11 protein-coding genes are annotated in these 11,741 nt (G+C 65.5%); 4 read left to right on the top strand and 7 right to left on the bottom strand.

The window, feature by feature from the left end; translation table 11 throughout:
- Positions 1 to 4: 4 nt before the first annotated feature.
- Positions 5 to 2,152, bottom strand: coding sequence for an EAL domain-containing protein (locus FHR72_RS05665; RefSeq protein WP_183466955.1), 2,148 nt, complete (start codon positions 2,150 to 2,152; stop codon positions 5 to 7).
- Positions 2,153 to 2,420: 268 nt separating this feature from the next.
- Between FHR72_RS05665 and FHR72_RS05660 the strand changes: the two genes are divergently transcribed.
- Together FHR72_RS05660 and FHR72_RS05655 are read left to right on the top strand one after the other, a co-directional pair.
- Positions 2,421 to 3,341 carry a ribonuclease HI gene (locus tag FHR72_RS05660; protein WP_183466954.1) on the top strand — a complete coding sequence of 307 codons (921 nt, stop codon included), beginning with the start codon at positions 2,421 to 2,423 and terminating at the stop codon, positions 3,339 to 3,341.
- A gap of 444 nt (positions 3,342 to 3,785) precedes the next feature.
- Positions 3,786 to 4,436, top strand: coding sequence for a hypothetical protein (locus FHR72_RS05655; protein WP_183466953.1), 651 nt, complete (start codon positions 3,786 to 3,788; stop codon positions 4,434 to 4,436).
- Between the two features lie 29 nt (positions 4,437 to 4,465).
- Here the strand turns inward: FHR72_RS05655 and FHR72_RS05650 are convergent, their stop codons facing one another.
- Positions 4,466 to 6,214 (bottom strand): VanW family protein, encoded by a 1,749-nt coding sequence (locus FHR72_RS05650; RefSeq protein WP_183466952.1) that lies wholly within the window; start codon positions 6,212 to 6,214, stop codon positions 4,466 to 4,468.
- 118 nt (positions 6,215 to 6,332) lie between these two features.
- On the opposite strand from FHR72_RS05650, the gene FHR72_RS05645 reads away from it, so the two are divergent.
- The gene (locus FHR72_RS05645) at positions 6,333 to 7,325 is read left to right on the top strand and encodes a hypothetical protein (protein WP_183466951.1); all 993 of its coding nucleotides are present in this window, start codon (positions 6,333 to 6,335) and stop codon (positions 7,323 to 7,325) included.
- Positions 7,326 to 7,443: 118 nt separating this feature from the next.
- Here FHR72_RS05645 and FHR72_RS05640 read toward each other — a convergent pair whose 3' ends face one another.
- Both FHR72_RS05640 and FHR72_RS05635 read right to left on the bottom strand, forming a co-directional pair.
- On the bottom strand, positions 7,444 to 7,737 hold the full coding sequence (locus tag FHR72_RS05640) for a hypothetical protein (RefSeq protein WP_183466950.1): 294 nt from the start codon (positions 7,735 to 7,737) through the stop codon (positions 7,444 to 7,446).
- On the bottom strand, positions 7,734 to 8,066 hold the full coding sequence (locus FHR72_RS05635) for a hypothetical protein (protein ID WP_183466949.1): 333 nt from the start codon (positions 8,064 to 8,066) through the stop codon (positions 7,734 to 7,736). Before FHR72_RS05635 ends, FHR72_RS05640 begins: the two co-directional genes overlap by 4 nt.
- Before the next feature lie 294 nt (positions 8,067 to 8,360).
- On the opposite strand from FHR72_RS05635, the gene FHR72_RS05630 reads away from it, so the two are divergent.
- Positions 8,361 to 9,386 (top strand): EspA/EspE family type VII secretion system effector, encoded by a 1,026-nt coding sequence (locus FHR72_RS05630; protein ID WP_183466948.1) that lies wholly within the window; start codon positions 8,361 to 8,363, stop codon positions 9,384 to 9,386.
- A gap of 470 nt (positions 9,387 to 9,856) precedes the next feature.
- Here the strand turns inward: FHR72_RS05630 and FHR72_RS05625 are convergent, their stop codons facing one another.
- The 3 genes from FHR72_RS05625 to FHR72_RS26345 form a co-directional block, all read right to left on the bottom strand.
- Positions 9,857 to 10,555: a mycothiol-dependent nitroreductase Rv2466c family protein gene (locus FHR72_RS05625; protein ID WP_183466947.1), complete on the bottom strand. Its 699-nt coding sequence runs from the start codon at positions 10,553 to 10,555 to the stop codon at positions 9,857 to 9,859.
- The gene (locus tag FHR72_RS05620) at positions 10,552 to 11,340 is read right to left on the bottom strand and encodes a maleylpyruvate isomerase family mycothiol-dependent enzyme (protein WP_183466946.1); all 789 of its coding nucleotides are present in this window, start codon (positions 11,338 to 11,340) and stop codon (positions 10,552 to 10,554) included. The genes FHR72_RS05625 and FHR72_RS05620 overlap by 4 nt, the downstream gene beginning before the upstream one ends.
- Positions 11,341 to 11,471: 131 nt before the next feature.
- Positions 11,472 to 11,606, bottom strand: coding sequence for a VanW family protein (locus FHR72_RS26345; protein ID WP_221193063.1), 135 nt, complete (start codon positions 11,604 to 11,606; stop codon positions 11,472 to 11,474).
- Positions 11,607 to 11,741: the final 135 nt, after the last annotated feature.

The following is an 11,741-nucleotide window of genomic DNA, read 5'->3' as shown; positions in this document are numbered from 1 at the left end:
GACGCTACCCGCGCCGGGAGAGGCCGTGCCGGCGGCGTCCGACGCGGGCCCGGCGGCGGCGCTGTTCGTACATGGCGTCGTCGGCGCGGTCCAGGACGGCGTCGATGGAGCGGCCGTCGCCCGGGCGGTGCGCCGCATAGCCGATGGTCATCGTGACCGGCACCTCGGTGCCGTCGGGTAGCACCACGGGCGTGTTGTCGAACTGGTCGGTGATGCGGTCGGCGAGCATGGCCAGCACGTGCTCTTCGACGGAATCGGTGACGACGAGGAATTCGTCACCGCCCCACCGGGCGACCATGTCGTCGGCTTCGACGGCGGCGAGCAGGCGCGCGGCGACCTCGACGAGCAACTGATCGCCGGCGTGGTGGCCACGCTGGTCGTTGATGGCCTTGAATCGTTCGATGTCGCAGAAGAGCACGCCGAATCCGTCACTGCAGGCGTTGAGTTGCTCCAGCCGGGTCCACGCGGCGGCGCGGTTCGCGATGGCGGTCAGCGGGTCGGTGGCCTCGCGGCGGGCCAGTTCGGCTTCGCGGACGCGGTCGGACGTCACGTCGACGATCTGCGAGACGAAGCACTGCGGGCGGTCGCGGGGGGCATGGACCAGCACGGCCGTCAACGCGCACCAGACGACGTGTCCGTCGGCGGCGATGTAGCGCTTGTCGATCCGGAAGGAGCGCCGCTTGCCCTCCAGGCATTCGTTGACCAGAGCGAGGTCGGATTCGAGATCGTCGGGGTGGGTGATGTCCTGAAAGGTGAGGTTGGACAGCGCCCGTCGGCTGTAACCGAACATCGCCCGCAGGGCCCGGTTGGTGCGCAGGAACGTCCCGTCCAGACCGATGACGGCCATGCCGATCGGCGAATGAGCCAGCGCCAGTTCGAATCTGCGCTCACCGAGCAGGTCAACGGCGGCCGGCTGCAGGGCGTCGATCTCGGACGCGGCGACCACGGCGGGTGGAAAGCCGTTGGTGTGCGCGGTCGGCCTGCTCAGGTAGTAACCCTGGGCCAGGGTGATCCCGGCGGAGGCGATCGCGTCGAGCTCGGCCTGGCTCTCCACGCCCTCGGCGACCACGGTGGCACCGATCTGGGCGGCGAACTGGGCGATGGCCTGTGCGAGCCGTCGCCGGGCGTCGTCGACATCGACGTGGCGGGTGATCGACTGGTCGATCTTGACGAACTCGGGCCCGAGTTCCAGGACGTGGGAGAAGGACGCGAAGCCGGCGCCGACGTCGTCGACGGCCACGCGCATACCGCGCGCCCGGCAGGCCTCCAGTACGTCGTCAAGGGCGGCGTAGTCGGGCACGGCGTCGTGCTCGGTGATCTCCAGGACGATCCGCGCCGGGTCGACGTCGACGAGCAGCTCGTCCCATCGCGCGTTCAGCGCGGCGGCCGGGGACAGGTTGATGGCGACGAAGACGTCGTCGGGCAGCTCGGGGATCAGCGAGACGACGCGCCTGACGACCGCGGTTTCGAGCTCGATGCCCAGGCCCAGCTGTGCGGCCTGTTCGAAGAACGCGTCGGGGCGGAAGGGTTCGCAGGGGAAGCGGGCCAGCGCTTCGAGCCCGACGACCCTGCCCTGGGCGACGTCGTGGACGGCCTGGAAGACGACGTCGAAGTCGCGCTCGGCGACGACCTGCCGGATCGCGGCGCGTTGATCGGCGGAGTTCGCGCGGCGCAGCGGCGATTCGATCAGGGTGCCGATAAGGTCGGCGACCTGCTTGACCAGGCGGTGGTCGTCGTCACCGAGGTAGGGCTTGGGCTCGTGGCTGACCACGCACACCATGCCCGACGCCCCGCCGGACGGGCTGAGGACGGGAACGCCGACGTAGGCGCCGAGCCCCAGGTCGCGCGTGGCGGACAGGGCCGCGGTGGTCTGGTTGGCCGAGGTGTCGGGGATGACGGCGGGCAGCCGACCGTCGATCACGCGCATGCAGTAGGAGTCCGCCAGCGGCGACCGCAGCCCTGGTGAGAGGCCCAGCGTGTCGGTGTTGCCGTCCAGAACCTCGACGACCTGGTTCCCGTCCTGGAACGACGACAGCCATGCCGCGTCCAGGCCGAGGCGCTGCCGCAATACGCTCAGCAGCGTCCGGACCAGGTCAGCGGGGATTTCGGGTTGGTCTTCCACGAGGCGCCCGCCCACCTCATCGACCGACATAGCAAAAAATTGTAGACGGCGTAAACGGAGAAGCGCTGCTCATTGGAGCGTTAAGGACGTGGTTTACGGGCCGTCCCACGAGCGGCCTCCCAGCCAGCGGGAACGCGTTTGCGCGGTGACGAAATGGCAGTTGCTGCCAAACGCATCGGGCGTGCCGCGGCGTCGGTGCCCGTTCCTTTCAGCGGCAAAGACGATGCCGTTTCTCCAGACCTGGTTGTCGGACCCCGCTCCTACAGTCACGTCTCACGACCCCTGGGAGGAGACGGATATGGCACCGAAACCTGTGGCTTGTCGACGGTCCATCGACATCGTTGCGGCGCGGCCGCGGCCGGTGATGTCAGTGGCGCTCGCCCTCGGCCATCGCGGCGGGTCCACGTTCGCGTACGCGGCCTGCTCGGAGGAGCAGCGGTGGGCGGGGACCGTCGAGGCCGAATCCGCCGACACCGCAGCGCTCGACGTCATCCGCCACATCCGCAGCTGCTCCGACATCGAGCGGATCAAGTTCCTGGTCCCCCTCCCCGCACGCAGCACGCTCTGGGCGCTGCGTGACGAGGTGGCGCTCCTCATGCCCGGTGTGTGGATCGAGAGGCCGCGGTTCACCGACGAGGAACTGGTGCGTCACGCTCATGCGGGGCTGCGCGCCACGTTGGCGGCCGCGCCGGTGGTCGTGGCGACGGACGGCTCCGTGCGAGGCAAGATCACCGGCTACGGGTGGCTGGCGTCGTCGGGTGAGTATGGGCTGCAGGGCTTTCGGCATTCGGTGCGGTTGGTCGGTCCGCAGGTGGTGCTGGTCGCCGAACTGCGTGCCATCGGTGCCGCGGTGCAGAAGCTGCAGGGCCGCGACATGACGGTTCTCAGCGACAGCAAGCTGGCGGTGTGGATGGTGAAGCGCTGGATGGACGGCGAGGACGTGCTGCCGGAGGGCTACTCGGCGTACCGCGAGAGCGGCAGGACGCCGGGGCTGGTCCGCGCTCGGCAGATGATCTTCGAGGAGCGCGAGAGGATCACGCCCGGATGGGTGAAGGGTCACCGGGGCGAGCCGCTCAACGAGGGCGCCGATGCCCTGGCGCGGCTGGCGTCACGATTCGCGGCGGGCGACAGCATGCTCGACGGACCTGAATACCACCGTCGGGCCGTCGAATTGGCAACGACGTTCTCGCGAGAATTCTCGCGGGCGCGTTCGGCCTGAGGTCAGTCCGCCTGCCTTTCTCACCTCTTCGATTCGACGGACGCCTCTCGATGTCCATATCCAGCAGCGCGGCCCCGACCTCTCAAGTATCAGCGCCGCTATGATCCGTCTGTGGGAACTCGGGGGATTTTCTGTGCTGTCTTAGTGGGCTCGTTGGTCGCCGCGTGTTCGGGTCACCCGGATGTCCGATCCGACCAAACCTCGACGTCGACAGTGCCCCCAAGCTCGTTAACGGACAGGGCGCCGATTCCGACAGCACCGCCCGCACCCGAACCGGTTCCTCAAGCCGATTCGGCGGTCTACTGGTACAGCGGCTGGACGACGACCTCGGGAAGCAGCTCCGGGTATTTCTTCCAAACCCCCAGCGGCAAATGGGTTTGCGCCATCGTCGAGGACTTCTACGATGGAATCGGCGCAGGATGCGAGGCGGCGCAGAGCAGGACGATGGCCGTGGCCGGAGCACCGTTGGTGCCCGCCAATGACGATAAACGCAACATGGTGCCGCCCAGCTCGCTCGTCCTCAAGCCAGGAAAGCCCGCGGAGTTCATCAAACTCGGCCAGCCGTACTTGAAACGACCTGAGGGCCCCACGCCCGTACTTGAGTACGGTCGCGAACTGCACGGCCTCGGTCACACCTGCAACACTGCCGAAACCGGCATCTCTTGCCGCAATGATCAGACCGGTTATGGATTCACGTTCTCCAGCAAGGGATATTCATTTCAATACACCCCGGTTTCGCCGGCATCTGAACAGACGCCACCGGTGGCGAGACAGCAGCCCGCCGGCGATGAGACTGCAGTCCTCGGAGCCCCAGGCGATGAATATTCAGTTGGATACGGCACACGTCGACCCGATCGCATATCAACAAATAGCCTGTGCGGAAACACAGTTGAGTCTATCTCGTGGGACAACTGGGGTGCCCCTGTAGCCACCGGCACCGGTACCTGGTGTCAGAACTCCGGTTCTCGCTCGCGCGGCGAGCCTCCGAGGCCCGTCAAGCTAACCGCCAGCGATCTGGCCACCTGCGGAGGTGTACGCGCCTACCGGACGCTGCAATTCGACGATGGCACGCGTGAATCCATATGCGCGGGCTGAAGTGGCGTGACACCGTCGACATGTGAGGCTCAGCCTCCGCAGATCACCTTGGGAATCGGGTCGTAGCGCACAGTGTGGGATTCCGTGCGGGTCTCACCGGTGGCGATGTCGCGCAGCGTGCGGGTGTCGGTGATCGTGAACCCCGGCGCTCCGCCACTGGCACTACAGGATTCGCCGTCGGGAATCCTGATGGTTCTCGGACTCGTGGGCGCCGACCGTGGACTCTGCGCCGACGACACCTCGTACCGTTTGATGCCGACGATCTGAACCGAGACCGATCCTGACGTCCAGTTGGTCTGGATCTGCACCGGGGTGGGGCCGTCGTTGCGGAACTTGACGTCGATGACGTCACCGAACACGGTGGCCTCCCGGCCCGCCGGGTAGCGGCTGATGTAGTAGCTGTGCTCTTGATGCTCAACGAGTTCCATGCCAGCGAAGTACGCAGCATTGAACAGCGTCGTGGCCACCTGAGACACGCCCCCGCCGACACCGCTGTCGGGTCGGCCGTCGAGGATGATGCCGGCCTCGACGTAGCCGTTGGCGGCGTTGCGCGGGTTGGTGGCCCCGTTGAGGCTGAACGTCTCCCCCGGTGCCACGACGATGCCGTCGATCGCCCCGGACGCGCGTTTGATGTTCACCCCCGAGTCACCCGAGAAGCCGGAAGTCTGGAATTCGCCGATCACCTCGACGGGTCCGAGCGCGTCGATATCTGTGGTGGTGAACGTCGCAGGCTCGTCGACGTAGACCGCGGAGATCTCCCGCTCGCCCGTGCTGGTGAGGACGTCCAGCACGTCGGCGAGCGTCTCGTCATAGTCGATGACCCGGCCGTCCTGCGACGGCACTTTCGCCGGCGGCGATGCCGCGAAATCGATCGTGGCATTGCGCAGTGGCGACTCGGACGCCGCCAGCTGGGGTCGAGCGGCGTCGGCGAGGACGTTCTCGTCGACTTTCGCGGCAATGTCACCGTCCTCGACGCCGAAGGTCACGGCTGCGGCGATGACATCCTCGGACATGACGGCCCGCGCGTCGTCGTCGCCGGTGATGACGAGCGGGCCGGAGACGGCCGGGGCGGCAACATCGTCGATGGCGGCCTGGACGTCGGAAGCTGTTGTCGTGGGCTCACGTTCGATGACGGGGAGGTCGACGACGGTGCCGGCGACCCAGGTGCGCTTGAGTAATTCGGCGGAGCCGTCGACGTCGAGTTCTCGCCCGTTCTCCGGATCGATGGCGACGGGTTCGCCGCCGTCGAAACGCACCGAGCCCTCAACCGGGTCTTTGGCGATGGCTTCGCCGAGCTGATCGAGGGCGGCGGTGAGCGCCGTGTCGTCGGCGGTGGAGACCACGCCGATCTCGCGGGTACTGAAGAACGACGTGAGCCGGGTTACCGGGCTCAGGGGTTGGGCGCCGGCCTGCTCGACGGTGGCGGCCCAGTCGATCGTGAGGCCGGCCGATCCCGGGTCGATTTCGCCGTTCTCACCGCCGAAGGTGACGGGGACGGGCCGGGTCGTGCGGGGCTCGACGGCGATGCGCAGTCGGTCCTCGGCATCGCTGAGCGTCAACCCGCCGATCGGCACACCGGCGGCGGTGACGCCGCGGGGCACGCGATCGGAGCTGAAGAGTAGATCGCCGAGGTAGAGGCTCGCCAGGACCGCGAACGGGGCGGTGATCAACAGCCACAGGCGGCGGAACCGCCGAGGCTTGGCAGGGTTGGTTCCGGCAATGACCTGAGGGTGCGCTTTGCCGCCCGGTGTCCCGGTGGTGCGCCCTTCGAGAGGCATCTGTTTCGTTCCTCGCACATCGCTCCGCGCGTCGGCAAACACGCCGTAAGCCAGCTTATCGACTGGCGGGAATTCGCGCCGTGGCCGACTTGTCGGTGGCCGTTCGTACCGTCTATCCATGGCAGCGCGGCACTACTCCACACCGAGTGACGGTTCGGTGTTCGCCGGCATCCTCGGGCTGCTGTTTCTCGTCGGTGTGGTGATCGAATACATCTGGTGGTTCGTCGGCGCCGCGGTGTTGGTAGGTGTGTTCTTCGCGTGCCGTGCGCTCCTGCGTCAGCTGGAGCAGGAACACCAGCAGGAGCTCGAAGAGGAGTCGGACGAAGAGTTCGAGCGGACCCGCCGCGCCGAGCGCCAGCGTCGGTGGACACTGATGGGCGACGAGCGCGCCGTCTACGGCGAGGACGGTGCGGCGGCGCGGCGCGCGGTGGCCAAGGACCAGGCCCAGGACCACGACGAGGCCGCAGACGAGGACTTCCCGGTCGCCGAGATCGCGACCACACGCAGCGGACTGAATGCGCTGGTGCGGGACAAGCCGTCGGCGTGGCCGCAGGCACTCTTCGTGTCGGTCCTGGTGCAACGGCTGACGCCGCTGCTGCCGCGGGTGCGGGACGCCGAGCTGGGTTTTATGGTGCCGACGACCGGCTTCACGATGTCGCCGCGCCACGTGGCGTCCGAGGTGGTCGGGTTGGTGGACGAGATGATGGCGACCGAGCAGCAGGTGACAAACTTTATGTGCGCGCCGGCGTTCATGGCGGCCTTCACCTCCGCGGCCGACGGGGAACCCGATGCCGAGGCGATCAAACACATCGCGAACCGCACCATGGACTTCTTCGAGCGGTTCCTGGAGCTCTCCGAGCGATGCCGTGCGATGTCGGTGCGGTCGCGGCACGTCGACGTCGTGACCGAGTGCGCGCTCATCCTCTACGGTCCGCTGGCGAGCTACCAGGAGTTCATCGGCGATTTCGTCGACCTGATCAAGGCGCTGCCGAGGGTTTTCGAGCACGCGAAGGGCACCGTCGATATGGGAACGCTGGGTCTGTACCTCACCATCGATGACAAGCGCTATACGCGGCTGCTCAACCGGCTGGATGCGATCACGGGTGATTAGGGCTGTGCTGGACGGGGTTTCACGAAAATCCGATCGCCCGCGACGCTGAAGCCGACGAGTTTCCGCGATGGGACAGAAACGGCTCACCCACAGCGATGTGACGAACTGCGGCGCGCACTCATACGAGGTTGAGACCTAGAGCAAGCATGAACCCCGGCAGGAAAAGCACCAATGCCGCGGGCACCGAAAGCAATCCGATCAACATCCCCCTCCCGATCTGACCGGGGATCCCTCCGCGCCTCTCGAGCAACACCGCGAGAACCAGGTTCACCAAGAGCAGCGGAAGCATGTAGACCGCGAGCAGCCACCATGGCGTAAATACCCACATAGTGAATTCAATCAGCACGATGTTGGCCAGTGCAGCGCCGAACGATGCAGGCCCGTAACGGGACTCGGTACTGGACAGCTTCACCATTCGAGGATCCAATATCCAAAGACAACAATGGCGAAGAACACCACGGCATAGGATGCGGCAATGCTGAGGCCGAGCCCGCGGGCACGGGGCGCTCCCGACCTCAGCAGGGGTACGGACACAGCGGCACAGAGCAACGCAACGATCGCGGCAGCGAGGAGGAACTGGACAGGCCCGTGGACACCGGTGAGCGCCTTACCGAGGCGCCATGAAATGACGATTACGAGCGCAAGAATGAGTTGGACGACGACGGGCGCCGACCATGTCGCCGTCGACCACACGCGTGAGTCGTAGCTGCCAGCGCGTACACCGTTGACGGTCGAATCCATCGTGCGCTCAAGCCCCAGTCTGCTTCCGCTGACACCACACGGGTGCACGATCACAACAACTTTCCAGGTTGTCGAAAGAGTCGGGCATGTTCATACGTTAAGGCGTCGCACACATACCGCAGAACACCAATGTGGGTCCAGGATCAGTGAAAGTCCGTCAGCCCTCCCGGTACATTTCTCAGTCATCGCGGCCGCCGCGAGACGCTCGTTACTCTCCTTTACGGGGCAAGATTGGTGATGAGAGCACCACCAAGCCGGCGAGATACTGAGATTCATGCTGGGCAGGCGGCGACGATGAGCGTGCTGGATGCGTTCCTGTCCACGTGGTTAGGTGCTCGAACCACGTTCGGTGTGGGAACTCCGGAATCCGGTGATGTCTTCGATCAGAGCGAACAAGTCAGCAGGCTGCGCGACGATCTTGATGCCGCAATTCCTGACGAACACTGGTCCGGAACTGCGGCATCTCAATACGCGCGCGTGCACGCTGAGCACCGACGGATTGTCGGCGCATTCGGATCTCTAGATCAACGTCTTTCCGCACAGGTTGACCGATCTGCTCAGGTCGTGACACACGGACGGATTGATCTCGCGGCGGCACGCCAGTGGGTCGTTGATGCCGCTGCGCTCGTGCCGAACTCTTCGGCCGGTCAACACATGCTGTCCCCGATAGTCAGTGCCGGTCTCGATCGCGTGGTTGAACTCGTGACTCGCGCGAACAGCGATTTGCGTTCAGTTGCAGACGATATCCGAAAGATCGGTGCCGAGTATCAGGCACTCGGCACTGGCCGCCGGTTCAGCGGGGAGGCCGCCGGCGACGAGGAGGTGCAGCCATTTGACGTGCCACAGGCACCGCCGCCGACTTCTTATCCCATCCACGATGTCATCGCAGAAGCAAGAGACCTTGACGGCAATCACGTCCTCCTGCGTCGCGGCTATTGCGACGCCACCACGCAACGGGGTTTCGGTTGGGACAAAGCGTACTGGAGACACCACGTCGTCAATCCCAACGTCTTCACCGACGTGATCTCGCATAGCCGACCGGTCAGCAACGACAACGGAACCCTGCTCTACGAGGTGCCCATCAACCGAGTGCACTGCACAAAGGGATTCCTCGGACTACCTCATTGCCAGGACACAGGGGAAAGCGTAACGATGAGGATTGTGGTGAATGTCAACGAAGGTCGCCCGGACATCCCTGACGGGGGACAGAAAGGGGTCATCTCGATGTATCCACTGGCCGGCGGCAGTGGAGTGGTCGAGCTGCAGCCCGGCTGTTCCCTCATACCACCATGGGTGAACAACAATGTCCCCATCAACTGATACCCCCGGTGACGCACAGTTCGCCGCCGAGGTGCTGCGAAAGCTGCTGTCCCGCATCGCAACCCCACAGGCTGGCCGTGCGCCCTTCGTGGTCTCGCATGCGTGGACTGAGGGACCCGCCCTCCGCGTCGTCTATACAGCACCGCCCTCGGCCCAAACATGGGGTCTCGCACGCGACACCCGGGAGTCGATCATCGATTCGGGCCCATGGCCCGATGCGGACGAAGCTGCGCAATACTACTTCCTCGTCGACTTCGAAGAGAATCAGCCGTCCTCGTCACCTGGCGGCTCGGATGCGCGGGGGAACATTTGGTGGTTCGGGCACTCTGAACAGCCTCTGCCGCAGACCCTTTCCGAGGTTCCGGACTCGTATCGGTACACCGGGGCGGGGCTGCCCGAACCCCCGACAGTAGATCCAGGGCCAGCACCTCGGCGATACGCCGATCCGCCGGCCACCAGCTAGGAAAGCCTCACCGCAGATCGTCGAAGCCGACAACCTTGCCGCGGTTGATCGAAACCCAGTCTCTGGCTTCTAGGTAAGGGCGGAACGTCTCAGCGATGGCCTGTTTATCAGCGGTGGTCTTGGGCCGCTGCAACTCGTAGAGGTGTGGGAATTCCACCCAGGTCGCGACGGCGTCCCACAGCCGTAGCGCCGCGTCACCGGTTGGTGGGTCGATCAGCACCGGACCGAACAGGCACTGCCCGTCGGGGAAGAAGAGGGTGGGTACGCCGTAGCCGCCGGCATCGACGACGCGGTTGTGATCAGCCATCACCTCGTCACTCGTAGTCGGGTCCGCAATCGCCTGGTCGACGAGCCCCGGATCGAAGCCGAGCTCATCGAGAAGGTGTTGTGCCACAGCCTTTTCGTGCGGCTTGTGCCCGTCGACGTGCAACGCCCGCGCCGCCCGTTCGTACCACGCGTCGACGTCGGCCATCGACTGACGGCGCAGCAGCGCGCCGATCCGCATCATCGACCAGCCGTAGGACCACTCCCGCTCCCACGGGTGCTTCTTGCCCTCCTGGCGGTTGATCTCTTCGAGGCTGAAGAAGCGCCAGTTCACTGCGAGGCCGGTCTGGTCGCGCACGGCACGCATCCACCGCGACGTCTGGTAGGCGTATGGGCACATCACATCGAAGTGGAAGTCAACGGAAACAGGAGAATTCGTCACATCGTGAACCTCAGGTTGCGGGCTGCACGGTCACCGAGCTCGTTGTCGCCGGTCCAGCTGATCTTCCCCGAATCGATCTGCGCCTGCGGATCGATCCGACCGCAGGCGAGTTGGATGAACGTCGTCGAATCGGTCGTCACCACGACATCCGGATTGTCGAGCTGATCGACCCTGGCCGCCCGCCCGGTGACCGCGACATGAAGCTTGCGGGTGATCGGCCCGGTGAGGTCGAAGGTGATGCTCTTGCCGTCAGGGACGCCAATCTTCTTCCCGACGATGTAGCCGATGGAGTTCTCGACCTGGGCCAGCGACAGCTCCGCGCCGATGCCTGAATCTTCGGTCGCCCGCCCAAGGGGCGTGGTGATGTCACGCTCGTGGACCCAGAAGTCGAACACGCGAATCGCCAGGAACCCGCCGTAGGTGCCGGGACCGACGGGCGTCCAGGACGGGCGGCGGAAATCGTCGTCCGACAACGCCGCCAGGTCGCGACGTCTCGCGTCGTACACGCCGCGGACCTTATCGAGGTAGGGCGTGGGGTCGGCGAGGAACTCCCCCGCACGCTCGAATGGTGGCGGCGTGGTGTCGTCCTCGGGCAGCCAGCCGGTCATGGCGGCCGCGATGCTGGTGACGTGGTCGACGACACCGCGGACCGTCCAGTCCGGGCAGAGCGACTGCGTCTGCCATTCGTCGTCGCTGAGGTCCGCGCACAGCGCTTCGTAGGTGTCGAAGCAGTGCTCCAGCGCGCGGCGCACCTCCGCGGCACTCGTGATATTGGGCTTACCCATGCACTCTCCTCACGTTGAATCCCGGCCGCACGGATAGCCTGCCACTCTCGGCGAGCGCGGTGTCCTGAACCGCGGCCGACGGTCGCGAATGTCGGCGGGTCGCAGCCGTGTGGCCCGGCTCGGCGACAGCGTCATCGCCCGTGCTCGTCAGCATCGATGCAACCGTTGGCCGCGTTGCGCGGGTAAGGGCACGTGAGGCCGAACGTCTCTCCCGACGCGACGACGGTGCCGTTGATCACCGCGGCGGCGCGTTCGATATCAACCACGGAATGTACGTCAACCCGGGGTCGAAATCGGCGATGACCGCGATGGACGCAAGGGCATTGATGCATCGACGGTGAGCGGTACGAAGCGCGGAAAGATTGCGCCTTTAGGTGCCATCAGTCCCGACTAAAGTCCAT

This window comes from Mycolicibacterium iranicum (genome assembly GCF_014190915.1).
In the GTDB taxonomy this organism is placed as follows: domain Bacteria; phylum Actinomycetota; class Actinomycetes; order Mycobacteriales; family Mycobacteriaceae; genus Mycobacterium; species Mycobacterium iranicum_B.
The sequence above is the reverse complement of the archived record's forward strand: the minus strand, read 5'-3'. Positions and strand labels throughout refer to the sequence as shown.

Excerpts from the sequence above, each read along its gene's own strand:
- FHR72_RS05665 (WP_183466955.1), bottom strand. The coding sequence starts at position 2,152 with ATGTCGGTCGATGAGGTGGGCGGGCGCCTCGTGGAAGACCAACCCGAA.
- FHR72_RS05660 (WP_183466954.1), top strand. The coding sequence starts at position 2,421 with ATGGCACCGAAACCTGTGGCTTGTCGACGGTCCATCGACATCGTTGCG.
- FHR72_RS05655 (WP_183466953.1), top strand. The coding sequence starts at position 3,786 with ATGGCCGTGGCCGGAGCACCGTTGGTGCCCGCCAATGACGATAAACGC.
- FHR72_RS05650 (WP_183466952.1), bottom strand. The coding sequence starts at position 6,214 with ATGCCTCTCGAAGGGCGCACCACCGGGACACCGGGCGGCAAAGCGCAC.
- FHR72_RS05645 (WP_183466951.1), top strand. The coding sequence starts at position 6,333 with ATGGCAGCGCGGCACTACTCCACACCGAGTGACGGTTCGGTGTTCGCC.
- FHR72_RS05635 (WP_183466949.1), bottom strand. The coding sequence starts at position 8,066 with ATGGATTCGACCGTCAACGGTGTACGCGCTGGCAGCTACGACTCACGC.
- FHR72_RS05630 (WP_183466948.1), top strand. The coding sequence starts at position 8,361 with ATGAGCGTGCTGGATGCGTTCCTGTCCACGTGGTTAGGTGCTCGAACC.
- FHR72_RS05620 (WP_183466946.1), bottom strand. The coding sequence starts at position 11,340 with ATGGGTAAGCCCAATATCACGAGTGCCGCGGAGGTGCGCCGCGCGCTG.